Annotated in this window: 20 protein-coding genes; 11 read left to right on the top strand and 9 right to left on the bottom strand. The window is 60.9% G+C overall.

Features of this window, described 5'->3' with window-relative positions; genetic code table 11:
• The first annotated feature begins 312 nt into the window (after positions 1-312).
• Both OSC50_RS17335 and OSC50_RS26065 read left to right on the top strand, forming a co-directional pair.
• Positions 313-693 carry a hypothetical protein gene (locus tag OSC50_RS17335; protein WP_181081119.1) on the top strand — a complete coding sequence of 127 codons (381 nt, stop codon included), beginning with the start codon at positions 313-315 and terminating at the stop codon, positions 691-693.
• A gap of 93 nt (positions 694-786) precedes the next feature.
• Complete coding sequence (locus OSC50_RS26065) at positions 787-1,266, top strand: DUF3757 domain-containing protein (protein WP_350355785.1); 480 nt, start codon at positions 787-789, stop codon at positions 1,264-1,266.
• Positions 1,267-1,269: 3 nt separating this feature from the next.
• Here OSC50_RS26065 and dspII read toward each other — a convergent pair whose 3' ends face one another.
• Complete coding sequence (gene dspII / locus OSC50_RS17330; protein ID WP_266248379.1) at positions 1,270-2,382, bottom strand: enoyl-CoA hydratase/isomerase DspII; 1,113 nt, start codon at positions 2,380-2,382, stop codon at positions 1,270-1,272.
• A gap of 138 nt (positions 2,383-2,520) precedes the next feature.
• Between dspII and ung the strand changes: the two genes are divergently transcribed.
• Complete coding sequence (gene ung, locus OSC50_RS17325) at positions 2,521-3,213, top strand: uracil-DNA glycosylase (RefSeq protein WP_266248381.1); 693 nt, start codon at positions 2,521-2,523, stop codon at positions 3,211-3,213.
• Between the two features lie 28 nt (positions 3,214-3,241).
• Here the strand turns inward: ung and OSC50_RS17320 are convergent, their stop codons facing one another.
• The 5 genes from OSC50_RS17320 to OSC50_RS17300 are packed head-to-tail and all read right to left on the bottom strand — an operon-like array spanning position 3,242 to position 7,513.
• Positions 3,242-4,279 carry an AbrB family transcriptional regulator gene (locus tag OSC50_RS17320; protein ID WP_266248383.1) on the bottom strand — a complete coding sequence of 346 codons (1,038 nt, stop codon included), beginning with the start codon at positions 4,277-4,279 and terminating at the stop codon, positions 3,242-3,244.
• The gene (locus OSC50_RS17315; RefSeq protein ID WP_181081113.1) at positions 4,272-5,786 is read right to left on the bottom strand and encodes a tripartite tricarboxylate transporter permease; all 1,515 of its coding nucleotides are present in this window, start codon (positions 5,784-5,786) and stop codon (positions 4,272-4,274) included. The genes OSC50_RS17320 and OSC50_RS17315 overlap by 8 nt, the downstream gene beginning before the upstream one ends.
• 1 nt (position 5,787) lies before the next feature.
• Positions 5,788-6,246 carry a tripartite tricarboxylate transporter TctB family protein gene (locus OSC50_RS17310; protein ID WP_181081112.1) on the bottom strand — a complete coding sequence of 153 codons (459 nt, stop codon included), beginning with the start codon at positions 6,244-6,246 and terminating at the stop codon, positions 5,788-5,790.
• 59 nt (positions 6,247-6,305) lie between these two features.
• On the bottom strand, positions 6,306-7,295 hold the full coding sequence (locus tag OSC50_RS17305) for a Bug family tripartite tricarboxylate transporter substrate binding protein (RefSeq protein WP_181081147.1): 990 nt from the start codon (positions 7,293-7,295) through the stop codon (positions 6,306-6,308).
• A 44-nt stretch (positions 7,296-7,339) separates the two neighbouring features.
• Complete coding sequence (locus tag OSC50_RS17300) at positions 7,340-7,513, bottom strand: hypothetical protein (RefSeq protein WP_266248386.1); 174 nt, start codon at positions 7,511-7,513, stop codon at positions 7,340-7,342.
• A gap of 236 nt (positions 7,514-7,749) precedes the next feature.
• Between OSC50_RS17300 and OSC50_RS17295 the strand changes: the two genes are divergently transcribed.
• Entirely contained in the window at positions 7,750-8,421 is a 672-nt protein-coding gene (locus OSC50_RS17295) for a response regulator (protein WP_181081110.1), read from the top strand.
• Complete coding sequence (locus OSC50_RS17290) at positions 8,414-9,799, top strand: sensor histidine kinase (protein WP_266248388.1); 1,386 nt, start codon at positions 8,414-8,416, stop codon at positions 9,797-9,799. The genes OSC50_RS17295 and OSC50_RS17290 overlap by 8 nt, the downstream gene beginning before the upstream one ends.
• Here OSC50_RS17290 and OSC50_RS17285 read toward each other — a convergent pair whose 3' ends face one another.
• Complete coding sequence (locus OSC50_RS17285) at positions 9,800-10,621, bottom strand: HDOD domain-containing protein (protein WP_266248390.1); 822 nt, start codon at positions 10,619-10,621, stop codon at positions 9,800-9,802.
• A gap of 36 nt (positions 10,622-10,657) precedes the next feature.
• The gene (gene ygfZ, locus OSC50_RS17280; protein ID WP_266248392.1) at positions 10,658-11,599 is read right to left on the bottom strand and encodes a CAF17-like 4Fe-4S cluster assembly/insertion protein YgfZ; all 942 of its coding nucleotides are present in this window, start codon (positions 11,597-11,599) and stop codon (positions 10,658-10,660) included.
• Positions 11,600-11,740: 141 nt separating this feature from the next.
• Here ygfZ and OSC50_RS17275 point away from each other — a divergent pair, with 141 nt between their 5' ends.
• Entirely contained in the window at positions 11,741-11,995 is a 255-nt protein-coding gene (locus tag OSC50_RS17275) for an FAD assembly factor SdhE (protein WP_034096390.1), read from the top strand.
• On the top strand, positions 11,979-12,425 hold the full coding sequence (locus OSC50_RS17270; RefSeq protein ID WP_266248395.1) for a protein YgfX: 447 nt from the start codon (positions 11,979-11,981) through the stop codon (positions 12,423-12,425). Before OSC50_RS17275 ends, OSC50_RS17270 begins: the two co-directional genes overlap by 17 nt.
• On the opposite strand, the gene nadB is transcribed toward OSC50_RS17270, so the two are convergent.
• Positions 12,394-14,010 (bottom strand): L-aspartate oxidase, encoded by a 1,617-nt coding sequence (nadB, locus tag OSC50_RS17265; protein ID WP_181081105.1) that lies wholly within the window; start codon positions 14,008-14,010, stop codon positions 12,394-12,396. The genes OSC50_RS17270 and nadB overlap by 32 nt on opposite strands.
• Positions 14,011-14,473: 463 nt before the next feature.
• Here nadB and rpoE point away from each other — a divergent pair, with 463 nt between their 5' ends.
• From rpoE to OSC50_RS17245, 4 genes are all read left to right on the top strand, one after another.
• Complete coding sequence (rpoE, locus tag OSC50_RS17260; protein ID WP_003172477.1) at positions 14,474-15,055, top strand: RNA polymerase sigma factor RpoE/AlgU; 582 nt, start codon at positions 14,474-14,476, stop codon at positions 15,053-15,055.
• 32 nt (positions 15,056-15,087) lie between these two features.
• Complete coding sequence (locus tag OSC50_RS17255) at positions 15,088-15,675, top strand: sigma-E factor negative regulatory protein (RefSeq protein WP_003172479.1); 588 nt, start codon at positions 15,088-15,090, stop codon at positions 15,673-15,675.
• A gap of 16 nt (positions 15,676-15,691) precedes the next feature.
• A complete protein-coding gene (locus tag OSC50_RS17250) occupies positions 15,692-16,660 on the top strand; it encodes a MucB/RseB C-terminal domain-containing protein (protein ID WP_253511151.1) in 969 nt (322 codons plus the stop codon).
• A gap of 235 nt (positions 16,661-16,895) precedes the next feature.
• Entirely contained in the window at positions 16,896-18,338 is a 1,443-nt protein-coding gene (locus OSC50_RS17245; protein WP_181081103.1) for a DegQ family serine endoprotease, read from the top strand.
• Positions 18,339-18,375 lie beyond the last annotated feature (37 nt).

Here is an 18,375-nt window from a genome sequence, read left to right as displayed (position 1 = left end):
CGAATCCGGGGATGTTAGCGAAGGATGCACGCTAGAGCCTCCCTGGCGTTGCGCGACATCATAATGACATCATCGTAAGCCGAAGAGTTTCGGTGTTTCAAAATTAACTGAAACGTTAAAGCTGAAGCCGCCGTGGGAGCCGCTGGCGACGTGGCTTCGGCGGCCTTGCCGCCGGTCGACATAGATGTATCAATGTGTTGCCGGAACGCACCAGATTCCGTTTTTGATGTCAGATATTTCGTCATTCGGTGAAAGCTGAATGCCGCCCTTCAGCGTCGCTGAAGGTGCTCCCTCGCGGTCCAGGAGGCCGCCATGTATCGACGAATGCTGCTCAGCGCTTTACTCGGTCTGACCCTTACCGCTTGCGTGCCTTATTACGATGGAGGCCAGAGCTATTACCGTTCCGAGGTCTACACCTCACCTGCACCGGCGTACTACTACGGTGGCGGTTCGGTGTATCAATACCGGCGCGACTACTACCCGGCACCGCGTTACTACACGCCTGCGCCGCGCTATTACTCCGCCCCGCGTTACTACCAGCCGGCACCACGCTATTACCCTGCGGGCCCGCGCGCCGGCTACCGGCCTTATCCAAACCCCGGTTGGGGCGACCGTGGAGGGCATGGTGGCTATGACCGGGGCGACCGCGGCCATCGAGGTGATCATGGACAAGGCCGCGGCGGTCACCGCTGAAGGTCCTGAATGAGCAGCGGCGCATAGAGCGCCGCTTTTTTTGCAACCGTTTATCGGGACTGTCATTTATAACAGGTTTCTTTTTTGCCCAGGATGTCCTTCACTCACAGGATAGTGAGTGCCTTTTGGGGGCGTCCTTTGACCAGATCCATGTCCTGTCTACTTCTGCTGTTGAGCTGTGCGGTCATACAGACGAGCGCCGCGCAGGGGTGCCCGTACCCATCGACCGTTCGCTACGAAAAAAACCGGTTCCAGGCGCTTGATGGAAGGACCCTCTGGCGCAGCCCCAGCGTTCCGTACGACGGTTATGTCGAGCGTTTCGTAGGCGCTGTGTTTATTCCGAAGGAGGGGGACTCGCGCGACGAGGGGTATTTTGAACAGTGCATTTACAGCACTAATCGCGGCCAGTCGGTCGCATTACGCTACAGCGCGAAGAACGGCCCCTACAGCTTTTCGCTGACCACGACTTCGCACTGGCGCCTGGTCGAGGATCCCTTCGGCCGGGACGTGTACATCTGTGAAGACCGCCAGCCGGACAACTGCTCGTTTACCGTAAAGCAACTCCGAAGATAGCTGTCAGTAATCAGAAAGATCTGCCAGAGGATTCCTACCTTCCCACGCTTTGCTGAAATGCGCCTGCACCACGGCGTCGGGCACCGTGTTGATATCCGGCCAGTGCCAATGGGGCGTCTGATCCTTGTCGATCAACCGCGCCCGCACCCCTTCGGCGAACTCCGGGTGGCGACAGCAATTGAGGCTTAGGGTGTATTCCATCTGGAACACCTGAGCCAGGGACAAATGACGCGCGCGCTGGATCTGTTCCCACACCAGATGCGCCGTCAGCGGGCATCCTTCACTCAACGTCTTGCCGGCGCGATTGAACAGCGGATCGGCATGCTCGCGCAGGGCACTCAGGGCCCGCCATGCACAGCGCACATCGCCCACGTCCAGCCAGGCGTCGATCTGTGCACGCCGCGGCAGCCACTGTGCTTCGGGCTGTTGGTCCTGCGCCTCCTGGGCCAGGGCCTTGAGCAGGCTGTTGAGTTGCATCGCGGTCTGTTCCTGCCAATTCAGTTGCAACAGGCCCTCGACCAGCTGATCTTGTTGGTCATCGCGCAGAAAACGGTCGGCCAGCCCCAGGTCCAGGGCATCACGCCCATTGATATGCGCACCGGTCAGGCCCAGGAACACACCGAGTTTGCCCGGCAGGCGCGACAGGAACCAACTGGCGCCTACATCCGGGTACAGGCCGATGCTGATTTCCGGCATGGCCAGCCGGCTGCTCGGCGTGACGATACGCACCGCCGCGCTTTGCAGCAGGCCCATGCCGCCGCCCAGCACGTAGCCATGGCCCCAACAGATCAGCGGTTTGGGATAGGTGTGCAGGCGATAGTCGAGGCGATATTCAGCGGCGAAAAACTGCGCGCCCAGGGCGGGCACTTCACCGGGGTGCTCAAGGCACGCCTGGGCCAGGCTGCGTACTTCGCCACCGGCGCAGAACGCTTTGGGGCCATTGCCGCGCAGCAACACACAGACGATTTGCGGGTCTTTGGCCCAGGCCTCCAGGCGGTCGCCAAGGGCCAGAATCATCGGCAGGGAGAGGGCATTGAGCGTTTTTTCCGCGTCGAGGCTGGCGATGCCGATACGGGCGCCGCCGCTGCCGGTCAGTTCTTCAAAGTGCAGATTCATCGTGACCTCAATCGAGAAAGTGAAGGATCAGTATGATCCTTTGGTGGGAAAGTGCCGGTGGTGTGTCAGATCAATTGACAAGCGGAGTCGGCTTTCCTAGGGTTCGCCTCATTCTTTTTTTTACAAGACAGTTCAACGATGACCGACGGCGACCGCATCAAACTCGAACCCAGCTGGAAAGACGCCCTGCGCGACGAGTTCGACAAGCCCTACATGGCCCAGTTGCGCGAATTCCTGCGCCAGGAGCATGCCGCCGGCAAAGAGATCTACCCGCCCGGCCCGCTGATATTCAATGCGCTCAACTCGACGCCCCTGGACAAGGTCAAGGTGGTGATACTCGGCCAGGACCCCTACCACGGACCTGGCCAGGCCCATGGGCTGTGCTTCTCGGTGCAACCGGGCGTGCCGGCGCCGCCGTCGTTGGTCAATATCTATAAAGAACTCAAGCGCGACCTGAACATCGACATCCCCAACCACGGTTATCTGCAGAGCTGGGCCGACCAAGGCGTGCTGATGCTCAACACCACCATGACCGTGGAGCGCGCCAACGCCAATGCCCATGCGGGTAAGGGCTGGCAGTTTTTTACCGATCGGATCATCGAGGTGGTCAGCGAGCACCAGCCGCACCTGGTATTCCTGTTGTGGGGCGCCCATGCGCAGAGCAAGCAGAAGCTGATCGACGCCACCAAGCACCTGGTGTTGACGTCGGTGCATCCGTCGCCGCTGTCGGCGTACCGGGGGTTTATCGGCTCCGGGCATTTCAGCCGCGCCAACAAGTTTCTCGAGCAGAACGGCGAGACGCCGATTGAGTGGCGCCTGCCGCCTCTTTAAGGCCAGGCCTGCTAAAAACGGGGAGGGTCTAGAGTGTTTCCGGCTGACGATTCCACCGCCTGAACAATGGCTCGGCCAGGAACAACACAAACAACAAGCGCATCACCTGCATCGCGGTCACCAGCGGCACCGACAGTTGCAAGGTCTCGGCCGTGAGGCTCATCTCGGCAATGCCTCCGGGCATCATGCCCAGGGTCAGCGAGCGCAGGTCCAAGTGGGTGAGGGCGCTCAGGCCCACGGCCGCCAGCGTCGCCAGTACCATGGTCAGGGCGGTGCCGATCAAGGTGCGGGCCATGAACGATGGGGCGCGACGGAAGAACTGGCGGTTGAAATGGCAGCCCAGGCCGCTGCCGATCAGCCATTGGCCAATCTGGCTGCCGCCGTCGGGCAGGCCGATATGCAAATCCCAGACAACGCTGGCGGTCGCACTGACCAATAACGGGCCGAACAACCACGGGTTTGGCTGACGCAGGCGCTGCCAACCCCAGGCCACCAGAGCCCCGAGTGGAAACAGCAACGCCAGCCACGCCCAACTCACCGGTGCCGGATGAAACTGCGGCGCGCCGCCCCCCAGCAAATACTTGAAGATCGCCGGTACGCACAGCACTACCGCCAGCACGCGCAGACTCTGCCCCGCCGCGACACGGCTGAGCACCGCGCCATTGCGTGCGCCGAGGTTGACCATCTCACCGGACCCGCCCGGCATGCTGGAGAAAAACGCGGTGGCGCGGTCTTCACCGCTGCGGCGCATCAGCCACACGCCCACCACGCTCGACAGGCTGGTGACCAGCGCGCCGAAGAAGATCAGGCCGAAGTGGCTCATCACCTGCTCGATCACCACCGGGGTGAAGTGCAGGCCGATGCCGATCCCCACTACCCACTGGCCGCATTTGCGCCCGCCGGGAATCTCCGCCAACTGCCACGGCGTGAGGCAGCGCACCAGAATGATCGCCAGCAACGAGCCGACCATGTACGGCAACGGCCAGCCGATCAGGCTGGCCAGGTAACCGCCGGCCAGGCCGACCAGCGGCGTTCCCCACCACTGTTTAAAGGTGACCTCAGACATCGGCCACGGCGCGACGCTGCAGGGCGCGTTTGCGGTAGATGCGGATCAGCGGAAAGACCAGCATAAACGCCGTCAGCACCCAGACACCGAAGGTGATCGGGCTCGACCACAGAATCTCCAGCGCACCGTTGGAGATCGACAGCGCGCGGCGCAGGTTCTGCTCCATCAGGCCACCGAGGATAAAGCCCAGCAGCACCGGCGACAGCGGGAAGTCCAGCTTGCGCAGGATATAGCCGAAGATGCCGATCCCGACCATCAGGAACAGGTCGAACGTGGTGGCATGCACCGCGTACACACCGATCGCGGTAATAATCGCAATCACCGGCACCAGCGCCCAGTTCGGCACGGCGAGGATGCGCGTGAAGAGACGGATCATTGGGATGTTGAGGATCACCAGCATGATGTTGGCGATAAACAACGAGGCGATCAGGCCCCAGACGATGTCCGGTTGCTGTTGGAACAACAGCGGGCCGGGGGTGATGTTGTACAGCGACAGTGCGCCGATCATCACCGCCGTGGTGCCCGAACCGGGCACGCCCAGCGTCAGCATCGGCACCAGAGCGCCGCAGGCGGAGGCACCGATTGCGGTTTCCGGGGCGGCGAGGCCGCGCATATCGCCCTGGCCGAACTTGCCGCTGGCGCCGGCCATGCGTTTCTCGGTCATGTAGGCCACGGCCGAGGCCAGGGTTGCGCCGGCACCCGGCAACACGCCCATGATGAAACCCAGCAGACCGCAGCGGATGTTCACCACGAACACCGACGCCGCTTCCTTGACGTTGAACATCATGCGTCCGGTGGCCTTGACCGCTTCCTGGCCACGGTGGGTTTTTTCCAGCAGCAACAGGATCTCACTGATGGAGAACAGGCCCAGCACCAACACGACGAACTGGATGCCGTCGGTGAGGTGAATGTTATCGCCGGTAAAACGGTACACGCCGCTGTTGGCGTCGATGCCCACCGCCGAGAGGAACAGCCCGATCAATGCCGCGACAAAGGTCTTCAACGGCTTGTCGCCGGCCATGCCGCCCAGGCACACAATCGCGAACACCATCAGGACGAAATATTCCGCCGGGCCGAAGGCAATCGCCCACTTGGCCAGCAACGGCGCAAACAGCACCATGCCACAGGTGGCGATAAACGCACCGATGAACGAACTCCACGCCGACAGCGACAGCGCCACACCCGCCAGGCCCTTACGGGCCATCGGGTAGCCGTCGAGGGTGGTCATTACGGTGGAGGCCTCGCCCGGAATGTTGAGCAGGATCGAGCTGATCCGGCCACCGTATTCGCAGCCCAGGTACACCGCCGCCAGCAGGATCAGCGCCGATTCCGGCGGCAGGCCCAGGGCGAAGGCGATGGGGATCAACAGCGCCACGCCGTTGATCGGGCCCAGACCCGGCAGCAGGCCGACCACGGTACCGATCAAGGTGCCGCACAGGGCGGTCACCAGGTTGTAAGGAGACAGCGCCACGCCGAAGCCCTGGCCCAAGTAGCCGAAAGTATCCATATCAGTTCTCCAGAACGTCGAGCAGGCCGAGGGGCAGCGGCACATCCATGGCTTTATCGAACAGCAGGTACAGCCCGATGGCCATCAAGGTGACGATCACGATGCTGGGCACCCAGCGACCGCCGTACAGGCGCGCCATGGGGATGCCGATCAGCATGCTGCTGAGGATGAAGCCCAATGGTTCGAAGGTGGCGGCGAACACAATCAGCAGCGCCACGCAGAAACCGATCTTGACCAGGGTTTCGCGATCCAGCGCCGGTTCTTCTTCGGTGTGCTTGGTTGGTTGCGGGCGGAACAGCATGTAGATCAGCGCCAGGCTCATCAGCCCGAGCATCAGCAACGGGTAGGCGCGAGGCCCTACGGGTTCGTAGGAAAACGACGCCTGATATGGCCAGGCCATCAGCGCCAGGCCGGCGCAGGCCAGCAGCAGCGCGGCGGCGAATATGCGTTGTAAGAGCATGGTGAACTCCTGGGCCACGCCTGGGGTTTGCCAGGCATGGCCGCGCGACAGAGGGGCGTTTACTGAATCAGGCCGAACTCTTTGGCCAGCACTTTGTAGTCAGCCACCTGTTTCTTCACATAGGTGTCCAGCTCCGGGCCGGTCATGGCGAACGGGAACAGCTCGCGCTGGTCACGCAGCTTGGCGAACTCTTCGGACGCCAGCAGTTTGTCGAAGGCGTCTTTCCACCAGGCGTAATCGGCATCGCTGACTTTAGGCCCGAGGTAGAAGCCGCGCACCACTGGCCACACGATGTCGTAGCCTTGCTCCTTGGCGGTTGGGATGTCCTTCATTTCCGGCTCGTCCAGGCGCTGCTCGGAGAACACCGCCAGCAGGCGCATGTCGCCGCTGAGGATGTGGGGCATGGAGTCGGAGATGTCGGTACTGCCCACCTGAATGTGGCCACCGAGCAGCGCGGTGGCGATTTCACCGCCGCCTTCAAGGGCCACATAGCGCAGCTCGCGCGGGTTGATCCCGGCGGCCTTGGCGATCAGGGCGGTTTGCATCCAGTCCTGGCTGCCGACGGTGCCGCCGGAACCGATTACCACGCTGCCTGGATCTTTCTTCAGGGCTTGAACCAGGTCGTCGAGGGTCTTGTAGGGCGAATCGCTTTTCACTGCGATGGCCCCGTAGCTGGTGCCAACCGCGGCCAGCCAACGCACGGCGCTTTCGTCGAAACGCCCGAACTTGCCCTGGGCCAGGTTCAGCAGCGAGCCGCTGGACCAGGCCACCAGGGTGCCGGCATCCGCCGGGCGCTGGGCGACCACGGCGTTGTAGGCCACCGCGCCAACGCCGCCGGGCATGTAGGTCACGCGCATGGGTTTGGTCAGCAGTTTCTCGTTGACCAGTGCGCTTTGCGCCAGTTTGCAGGTCAGGTCGAAACCGCCGCCGGGGGAGGCGGGGGCGATACATTCCGGACGCTTGGGCTCGTCGGCGGCCAGCAGTTGGCCGGCGAACAGCATGCAGCCGGCGGCGAGGGCCAATTTACGCAATGAAAGAGTCATGGGTATCTCCGTCTTTTTTGTTATGAGGTTCTACTACCAGGCACTGCTTATCAGCGTGCGGCGTCTTTGCGGTCCAGCAGGCGCACTTCATCCGCATCAGCGGCCGTGCCGCGGTCTTCGAGGACGACGGTTTGGCTGAACGACGAAATAACGCCGGCGAGGGCGGCGTGGTTCAAGCGAGGAAAACGAACAGGCGGGCGGTTCTGGCGCTGTGTCGACAGCATGGTTGTGCACTCCGTTATTGTTCTTATTGTGACGAAAACGCATCGAGGCGTTTTGCGGGCGCTGCGGCTTGGGCAACTGGGTGGGCAAGGCTCACCGTGAGCTGGATGCTAATGGGCGAAGCTTTCACTAACCTTTCAGCAGTCTTTCAATGTTTCCGGGCTTCACAGGGCCTCGGGCGCCTGTAAACTCCCCGCCAAAGCGTGGCGTCGACCACCCCTGAACGAGGCAGAAAACCATGCGTGTCCTTCTGGTTGAAGACCATTTGCAACTTGCCGACAGTGTGGCCCAGGCGCTCAAGAGCACGGGTCTGACGGTCGACGTGCTGCATGACGGCGTGGCCGCCGACCTGGCCTTGAGCAGCGAGGATTACGCGGTCGCGATCCTGGATGTGGGGCTGCCGCGCATGGATGGTTTCGAGGTGCTCGCACGCTTGCGGGCCCGTGGGAAAAACCTGCCGGTGTTGATGCTGACCGCGCGCAGCGACGTGAAGGACCGCGTGCATGGCCTCAACCTGGGCGCCGACGACTACTTGGCCAAACCCTTTGAGCTGACGGAGCTGGAGGCGCGGGTCAAGGCCCTGTTGCGCCGCAGCGTGCTGGGCGGCGAGCGTCAGCAGGCCTGCGGCGTACTGGTGTATGACCTGGATACCCGGCGCTTCACGCTGGGTGGCGAACTGCTGACGTTGACCTCCCGCGAGCAGGCGGTGCTCGAAGCGCTGATCGCGCGCCCGGGCCGGGTGATGAGCAAGGAGCAACTGGCTTCGCAGGTCTTTGGCCTGGACGAGGAGGCCAGCCCCGATGCAATCGAAATCTATGTGCATCGCCTGCGCAAGAAGCTCGATGGCCAACCCATCGCCATTGTGACTTTCCGCGGCCTCGGCTACCTCTTGGAAGCTCGCGATGCATAAGCCCAGCAGCCTGCGCTGGCGCCTGGTGTGGAACCTGGCCCTGTTGCTCGTATTGTTGATGCTGGCCAGCGGCATGAGTGCCTACTGGAACGGCCGCGAAGCCGCCGATACCGCTTACGACCGCACGTTACTCGCGTCGGCGCGCACCATCGCCGCAGGCCTGACCCAGGTGGACGGCACCCTCAGCGCCAATGTGCCCTATGTGGCCCTGGACACGTTCGCCTACGACAGTGCCGGGCGCATTTATTACCAGGTCAACGACATTGATCGCAAGCTGATCTCCGGCTACGAGAACCTGCCCGGTCCGCCTCCCGGCACGCCGCGCACCGATGATTACCCGGCGCTGGCGCGGTTCTACAACGCCAAGTATCAGGGTCAGGAAGTACGGGTGGTGAGCCTGCTCAAGGCGGTGTCCGAGCCGAACATGAACGGCATGGCGGAAATCCGTGTGGCCGAAACCGACGAAGCCCGCGTCAGCATGGCTCGCAGTTTGATGGCCGATACGCTGCTGCGCCTGGGCATGCTGGCGGTCGGCGCGTTGCTCCTGGTGTGGTTTGCCGTGAGCGCCGCGCTGCGCCCGCTGGAGCGTCTGCGCAAGGCCGTGGAAGAACGCCAGCCCGACGATCTGCGGCCGCTGCCATTGGTGGAAGTGCAGCACGAATTCGGCCCGCTGGTCAGTTCGCTCAACCACTTTACCGAGCGCCTGCGCGGGCAGTTCGAACGCCAGGCACAGTTTATCGCCGATGCGTCACACGAACTGCGCACCCCTTTGGCCGCGCTCAAGGCGCGCCTGGAGTTGGGCCTGCGCGCCGAAGAACCGGCCACCTGGCGCAGCACGTTGGAAACCGCTGCGCAGGGCACTGATCGCCTGACCCATCTGGCTAATCAATTGCTGTCTCTTGCGCGTATCGAGAACGGCGCACGGGCAATTGCAGAAGGCGGCGCGCAGTTGTTGGATCTGAGCCAGTTGGCCCGTGAGTTGGGGATGGCGATGGCGCCCCTGGCCCATGCGCGTGGCGTGGCGCTGGCATTGGAAGCCGATGAGCCGGTGTGGTTGCGCGGCGAGCCAACGCTGTTGAACGAACTGCTGAGCAACCTGGTGGACAACGCCCTGGCGCACACGCCGCCCGGTGGCAATGTAATCCTGCGGGTGACGGCACCGGCGGTACTGGAGGTGGAGGACGACGGCCCGGGGATCCCGCAGGATGAGCGGGAGCGGGTGTTCGAACGCTTCTACCGGCGCAGTCAGCAGGGCATGGGTTCGGGCCTGGGCTTGGCGATTGTCGGGGAAATCTGCCGGGCGCATCTGGCCCAGATCAGCCTGCACGATGGCGAGCGCGCGGGGCTGAAAGTAAGGGTGAGTTTTATCGCCGGTTGATCAGTAGAACATCGAGCGTGCTTCATCGAGCTCCGCGCGCAGGCGGTCGCTGTAGGGGTCGACCTTGAGCTTTTTCATCGCCGGCACTTCGGAAACCACCACGCCTGCCAGTGGGTGATCGGTGCCGCGATAGCAATACAGCACCGCCAACTGCACCAGGTCGATGTAGTCAAGGCGGCTGGAGTCGCGTTCAAGGTTCAGGTATTGGCCGGGCAGTTTCGCCAGCATCTCCGGAAAGTCCCAGCGGCCGAGCAATTTATCACCCAAGGCTGGATGGATAGTGTCGATCAGGTGGTTGAGGCTGACCGGGTCGGACAGCAACTCGTAGTGATCTTCGGCGTAGGTCAGGATCGGCAGCACGCCGATCTGGTGCACCAGACCGCCAAGCGCTGCCTGGTCCGGCTTGAGCTGGCTGTGGCTGCGACACAAGGCGTAACTCACGCCGGCTACTTCCAGGCTGCGGCGCCACACTTCACGCATTTTCTGATCGACCGTTTCAGAGCGGGCATGAAAAATCTGCTCCATCACCAGGCCGATCGCCAGGTTGCTGCTGTAGTTGGTGCCCAGCCGTGTGATGGCGGTGTGCAGGTCGGTGACTTCCTGGGTGGCGCGCAGCAGCGGACTGTTGACCACTTTGATCAAGCGTGCGGACAGGGCGGTATCGCGACCGATCACTTTGCTCAAGTGGCTGATGCTGATTTCCGGGTCCTCGGCGGCCTTGCGAATATTCAGGGCCACTTCCGGTAATGTCGGCAGAACCAGGTCATCGTTTTCGATGGCCGTGACCAAAGCCTGTTGGACTTTTTCCGCCAGCTTGTTCATTCATGTTCTCTAGGGTGTTGCAAAAAAGTACGGCGACTAACGCTGGATCTCTCGATCGCGGTCCAGCGTGTAGGGTAAGTCAAGCAGTTGCAGGCCGGGGCCTTCGAGCGTGCCTAAATGCACATCGCCACTATCGGCAGCTTCGGCTTGCAATACGGCCAGAAGTTCAATCACCGGACCCGCATTGGCCGCGATTACCACCTCACCGATCGAACTGTTATGGCTGGGCGAAAACAGCGGGGTGCCTGGCTCGGGCATTTGCGTCGATTCAAGGCTCAAGCGGTACAGGCGGCGCTTGAGTTTGCCCAGGTACTGCATGCGCGCGACGATTTCCTGGCCTGTGTAGCAGCCTTTCTTGAAACTCACGCCACCGACGGCTTGCAGGTTAAGCATCTGCGGGATGAACAACTCGCGGGTCTGGGGCATGACCTGGCCGATACCGGCACGGATCTGGCCCAGTAGCCACTCGTTCAGATCGGCTTCTTTCAATTGCGCACTCAACTGGCCATGTACCGCGTCGGCCTGTTCCGCCGGCACCCAGAGTTCGCTGCGATCAGGTGACACGCGAATCGCGATCAAGTGTTCGTTGCGGGCAACGCTGTCGGTGTCGGCCGGCAGTTCAAGCCCGAGGCTGGCCAGGGTTGAATCCGCGTTGTACAGGCCCAGGCGTGCCCACGCGGCGCTTTCGTCGGTGAGCTTGGATTTGGAGAACACCGCGTATTTCTTCAGATCGGCCAGTTGCGGTTCCAGCAGCTCGGTGGCCATCGCCAACAGCACACCGTCGCCTTGCAGCAGGATGCGAAAGCTGGACTGCATGCGCCCTTTTTGTGTGCAGCGCGCGCCCAGGCTGGCCTGGGTGTCGCTCAGATAGTTGAGGTTGCAGGTCAATTGGCCCTGCAGGAATTTGGCAGCGTCGGCACCGCGCACGGCAAGAACGCCTTCGTGGGACAGGGGGCAGAAAAAAGCAGAGTCGGCCATGGGTCATCGCAGGTCAAAAAGTCTTGGGTGCATCATAGAGGGGCGCCCGGCAAATGGATAGTTTCCGTGGGAGCACGACCAAAGCCGACTGTTGCGCTGCCGTCGGGCCTGTATACTTGCGCTCTATTTGAGGAGCGCTCCATGGTCGAAGATGTAGAACTCAATCGCCTCTATTGGCACAGTCGTCGCGGCATGCTTGAGCTGGACGTGTTGCTGGTGCCATTCGTCAAAGAGGTTTATTCCACGCTCAATGAGGTGGATCGCAAGGTGTATGTGCGACTGCTGGAATGCGAGGACCAGGATATGTTCGGCTGGTTCATGGAGCGCGCCGAGTCGGACGATCCGGAACTGCAGCGCATGGTTCGGATGATCCTGGACCGTGTCCAGCCCAAGTAACCGTTTCGAATGCCGCTGGCAGCCTTCGCGCAGGCTGCTGGTGGCGTATTTGCTTGCCCAGGCGTTCGCGCTGGGTGCCTTGTCGGCAGTGGATGTGCCATTTTCAAGCCTTTGCATGCTGCTGTGCCTTGCGCATGCGGGTTGGGTGCTGCCCAGACATATTCTGTTAACCCATCCTTCATCGGTCTGCGGCCTGCGCCGAGATGAAGAGGGTTGGCAGTTGTTCAGTGAACAGCGTGGCTGGCACGCCGTGCAGTTGCGCCCCGACAGCCTGGCACTGCCACCGATCGTGGTGCTGCGCTATCGCGTGCGCGGGCAATGGTGGTCGCGTTCGATCTGCGTGCCGAGGGATTCGCAGGCCGCCGATACGCACCGGCGCCTGCGGGTACGCCTGAAGTTCAGCCGCCGTAGGTGGTTGGCACCAGGATAGTGTCGCGGGCCTCCGGCAGCATCTGTGGGTAGTCGAGGGTGTAATGCAGGCCTCGGCTTTCCTTGCGCTCCATGGCGCAGCGGATCATCAGCTCGGCGACCTGAGCCAGGTTGCGCAGCTCGATCAGGTCGCGGCTGACCTTATAGTTGCTGTAGAACTCGTCGATTTCATCGAGCAGCAAGCGCACTCGGTGCTGCGCGCGCTGCAGGCGCTTATTGGTGCGCACGATCCCCACATAGTCCCACATGAAACGCCGCAACTCGTCCCAGTTGTGGGCAATGATCACGTCTTCATCCGAGTCGGTGACCTGGCTGGCGTCCCAGCGGGGCAGGGCGGCCGGCACCGGGATTCGCGGCAATTGCTCGAGTATGTCCGCCGCCGCCGAACGCGCGTAGACGAAGCATTCAAGCAGCGAGTTGCTGGCCATGCGATTGGCGCCATGCAGGCCGGTGAAGCTGGTCTCGCCAATCGCATACAGGCCCGGCACATCGGTGCGGCCATGCTGGTCGACCATTACGCCGCCGCAGGTGTAGTGCGCGGCAGGCACTACCGGGATCGGGCCTTGGGTGATGTCGATATTGAAGGTCAGGCAGCGTTCGTAGACGGTGGGGAAGTGGGTCTTGATGAATGCTTCAGGCTTGTGGCTGATGTCCAGATACACACAGTCGATGCCCAGGCGCTTCATTTCATGGTCGATGGCGCGTGCGACGATATCGCGCGGTGCCAGTTCGGCGCGCGGGTCGAAACGCTGCATGAAGCGTTCGCCGTTCGGCAGTTTCAAGTGTGCGCCTTCGCCACGCAGGGCTTCGGTGATCAGAAAGCTTTTGGCCTGCGGGTGATACAGGCAGGTGGGGTGAAACTGGTTGAATTCCAGGTTGGCCACCCGGCAGCCCGAGCGCCAGGCCATGGCGATGCCGTCGCCGCAGGCGCCGTCGGGGTTGCTGGTATAGAGGTAGACCTTGGCTGCGCCACCCGAGGCGAGGATGGTGAAGCGCGCGCCATAGGTGTCGACCTCGCCGCTGCCGCGGTTGAGCACGTAGGCGCCAAGGCAGCGTTCGCCGTCCAGGCCCAGGCGCTTTTCGGTGATCAGGTCGACCGCGACGCGCTGCTCCAGCAGTTCGATGTTCGGGCGCTGTCGAGCCTGGTCGAGCAGGGTCTTGAAAATGGCTGCGCCGGTTGCATCGGCGGCGTGGATGATGCGCCGGTGGCTATGGCCGCCTTCACGTGTCAGGTGGAACTCGAAGCCGCCGTCGTCGGCGCGTGCGTGCTCGTCACGGGTAAAGGGAACGCCCTGGTCGATCAGCCATTGGATCGCTTCGCGGCTGTGCTCGACGGTGAAGCGCACCGCGTCCTCGTCGCACAGGCCGCCGCCGGCGTTGAGGGTGTCTTCGACGTGGGACTGCACAGTGTCGGCGTCATCCAGAACCGCCGCCACGCCGCCTTGGGCCCAGAATGTCGAGCCGTTGGCCAGGTCGCCTTTGCTCAGCACCGCGATGCGCAGATGGCTGGGCAGGGTCAGGGCAAGGCTCAATCCGGCTGCGCCGCTGCCAATCACCAGAACATCGTGTTGAAACTGTTGGCTCATTTATAGGATTCCGCAAAAAGCGATCCGCAAGGGTGGCGCTGACAGAACGCCGGGATCGGCGAATCAAAGGGTCACACGGCCCACTAGTATATAGAGGGGGGGACCGGCACAATAGCCAGGCATGCGTGGCAATATGAGATTACGGTGCGTGGCTTGGGTATAATCAGCCGGTTATCGAATCGGGAACTTTTTGCATGGCTCCCGACTCAATAGCAGGTTGCCCGAAAGCTGGGAAAACGTTGAGTTTATTGGCCCGTCGGGAGCATTGGACGCGTCAGAAAACCGACGACAAGATTATTCGCGCAGCCGGCGTTACCCGCGCTGCGTTTTTCGTGTGTGCCAAATCAGTGCATGCCGGAAACTTGCTTGGAGGGGGAGAACTTTTGCGAAAAGACCGAGTCTATGTTTGCAAGCCTGATCGTTTAGTTATGCAAGCCTCCTTCAAGTACTACGAGGAGTGTTCATGCTAACCCAGGAAGAGGATCAGCAGCTGGTTGAGCGCGTACAACGCGGCGACAAGCGAGCATTTGATCTGCTAGTGCTGAAATACCAGCACAAAATTCTCGGGTTGATCGTGCGGTTTGTGCACGACACCCATGAAGCGCAGGACGTTGCACAGGAAGCTTTTATCAAGGCTTACCGTGCACTCGGCAATTTTCGCGGTGACAGTGCGTTTTATACGTGGCTGTACCGAATCGCCATTAACACGGCGAAAAACTATCTGGTGTCTCGCGGCCGCCGCCCACCGGATAGCGATGTAAGTTCAGAAGATGCTGAGTTTTATGATGGTGATCACGGCCTCAAAGATCTCGAGTCGCCGGAGCGTGCATTGCTGCGCGACGAGATCGAAGGAACCGTTCATCGCACAATTCAGCAACTGCCGGAAGATTTGCGTACCGCATTAACTTTACGTGAATTCGATGGTCTGAGTTACGAAGACATTGCGAGCGTCATGCAATGTCCGGTGGGGACTGTAAGGTCACGGATTTTCCGGGCCCGGGAAGCCATCGACAAAGCCTTGCAACCGTTGTTGCAGGAAAACTAAAGACAGCGGCGACAGCCAAGAGAGGAACCGCCATGAGTCGTGATGCCCTGCAGGAATCGCTGTCCGCAGTGATGGATAACGAAGCGGATGAACTGGAACTTCGTCGAGTGCTCAACGCATTTGATGATGCCGAAACCCGTGATACCTGGTCTCGTTACCAAGTCGCTCGGGCGGTGATGCACAAGGATCTTCTAATCCCTCGTCTGGATATTGCTGCGGCTGTTTCTGCCGCGCTGGCTGATGAAGCCGTTCCGGCTAAAGCTGCTCGTGGTCCTTGGCGTAGCCTGGGTCGCCTTGCAGTGGCAGCCTCGGTAACTGTTGCCGTGCTGGCGGGTGTTCGCCTGTACAACCAGGACGAAATTGCCGGTGCCGAATTGGCCCAGCAGACCCAGCAGCCGGTTATGGCTGGCCCGCAGGTCAAAGGTCCGGCCGTACTTGCCGGCTACAAGGAAAGCTCCGACACGACCGGCCCGATGGCTAACGGCGTGCTTCAGGGGCAATCCGGCTGGCAGGATCAGCGTCTTCCAGGTTACCTGCGCCAACACGCTCAGGAATCGGCCTTGAAAGGCACTGAAAGTGCTCTGCCATACGCTCGCGCTGCAAGCCTGGAAAACCGTTGAACCGTTAAGGAGCTTTATGCGCGCCATACCGCTCCTTACGCTGTTGATCAGTGGTTGGTTTGTACTCCCCGCCCATGCCGATGAAGCGCAGGACTGGCTTAATCGACTTGGGCGTGCAGAGCAGACCCAAAGTTTTGAAGGTACGTTCGTCTATGAACGTAATGGCAGTTTTTCCACTCATGACATCTGGCATCGTGTCCAGAACGGTCAAGTCAGAGAGCGCCTTTTGCAGCTCGATGGCTCTGCCCAGGAAGTCGTGCGAGAGGATGGCCGTACCCAATGCGTAAGCGGCACTTTAGTGCCCGGGCTTGGGAATTCCCGCGATGCACCTTCGCGCGCGCTTGATCCGCAAAAACTCAATCAATTTTATGAACTGGCCGTCATCGGAAAATCCCGTGTGGCTGGTCGTAATGCTGTGATTGTGGCCGTTACACCGCGTGACCAATACCGGTATGGGTTCGAGTTGCATCTGGATCGCGAAACCGCACTCGCGCTCAAATCCCTGCTGCTTAACGACCAAGGGCAACTGCTGGAGCGATTCCAGTTCACGCGCTTGAACACCTCGGTCCAGCCGGATGATCGCAACTTGCAGCCGAGTAAGGACTGCACGCCCATTGCCCTGGCTAATAGCAGTGCGCCTGAGGTGCAGCCCACCCACATATGGCGTTTGGATTGGTTGCCGCCGGGGTTTCAGCTCACCCGCACTAGTGCGCGAAAGGATGTCCACACCAAAGCCATCGTCGACAGCATGATGTATGACGACGGCCTGGCACGGTTCTCGGTGTTTCTGGAGCCGATCAGCGATGGCAGTGTCACGGAAGCTCGAACGCAGCTGGGCCCGACCGTCGCAGTGTCCCGGCGTCTGAATACCGTCGATGGCGAAATGATGGTGACGGTGGTAGGAGAAATCCCCATAGGTACTGCCGAACGCATCGCGTTATCGGTGCGCGGTGAAAAAAAGGCATCCGCCAAACCTGCACCGTGAGTTGTTAATCCTATGTTCATCTTGACCTTTCAACTTACGTCCATGCCCGCCTGGCTGCCGAGAGCATGAAATGTCTGGATCAGGATTTTCACTTGCAAAAACCTTCCATGTTTTTTATAGGTCAGAGCTTGTCGGCTCTGGCCTTGTTTTGTTCGCGGAACAAAGACGTCGGTCGCGGTTTTCCGGCGTTTATTGAACCCTGTCGCTCAACCCTGCTCGTCGTAACGGGAGCTGTATGTCGATACCACGTTTGAAATCCTATCTATCCATAATCGCCACGGTGTTGGTGCTGGGTCAGGCCGTGCCTGTGCAAGCGGCCGATCTGCCTGACTTCACCCAACTGGTTGAGCAGGCCTCGCCAGCCGTAGTGAACATCAGTACCACGCAGAAGCTGCCGGATCGCAAAGTGTCGAACCAGCAGATGCCGGATCTCGAAGGCCTGCCGCCCATGTTGCGTGAGTTTTTCGAGCGTGGCATGCCACAACCCCGGGCGCCACGGGGTGGCGGTGGTGGCGGTCAGCGTGAAGCGCAATCGCTGGGTTCGGGCTTCATCATTTCCCCGGATGGTTACATTCTCACCAATAATCACGTGATTGCCGATGCGGACGAGATCCTCGTGCGCCTGGCTGATCGCAGCGAACTCAAAGCCAAGTTGATAGGCACCGATCCGCGCTCCGATGTGGCGTTGTTAAAGATCGATGGCAAGGATCTGCCGGTGCTGAAACTGGGCAAGTCCCAAGACCTGAAAGCCGGTCAGTGGGTGGTCGCCATCGGTTCGCCTTTTGGCTTTGACCATACGGTAACGCAAGGTATCGTCAGCGCCATTGGTCGTAGCCTGCCCAATGAAAACTACGTGCCGTTCATCCAGACTGACGTGCCGATCAACCCGGGTAATTCCGGTGGGCCGCTGTTCAATCTGGCGGGTGAAGTCGTAGGGATTAACTCGCAGATCTATACCCGTTCCGGTGGGTTCATGGGCGTGTCGTTTGCCATTCCGATCGACGTGGCCATGGATGTTTCCAATCAGCTCAAAAGCGGTGGCAAGGTCAGTCGTGGCTGGTTGGGCGTGGTAATCCAGGAAGTGAACAAGGACCTGGCTGAATCCTTCGGACTCGACAAGCCGGCGGGCGCACTGGTTGCGCAGATTCAGGACAATGGTCCGGCCGCCAAGGGTGGCCTGCAGGTCGGTGACGTGATCCTGAGCATGAATGGCCAGCCGATCATCATGTCGGCCGACCTGCCGCATCTGGTCGGTGCATTGAAGGCGGGCAGTAAAGCCAAGCTCGAAGTGATCCGTGATGGAAAGCGTCAGAATGTGGAGCTGACCGTCGGCGCCATTCCTGAAGAAGGCGCCACCCTGGATGCGCTGGGTAACACCAAGCCGGGCGCCGAGCGCAGCAGCAATCGCCTGGGCATTGCGGTGGCCGAGCTGACTGACGAGCAGAAGAAGAGCTTCGACCTCAAGAGCGGTGTGGTAATCAAGGAAGTGCAGGATGGGCCTGCCGCGTTGATCGGTCTGCAACCGGGTGATGTGATTACGCACCTGAACAACCAGGCGATCGACACGACCAAGCAGTTCACTGACATTGCCAAAGCGCTGCCGAAGAATCGTTCTGTGTCGATGCGTGTACTGCGTCAAGGCCGTGCCAGCTTCATTACGTTCAAACTGGCCGAGTAACGCGCCAGCTCAATAAAAAGCCCCGCTTTCCTTTAGA

It is taken from the genome of Pseudomonas quebecensis (assembly GCF_026410085.1).
Taxonomy (GTDB): Bacteria; Pseudomonadota; Gammaproteobacteria; order Pseudomonadales; family Pseudomonadaceae; genus Aquipseudomonas; species Aquipseudomonas quebecensis.
Note: the sequence above shows the minus strand (reverse complement) of the source record. Positions and strands in the feature narration are given on the sequence as shown.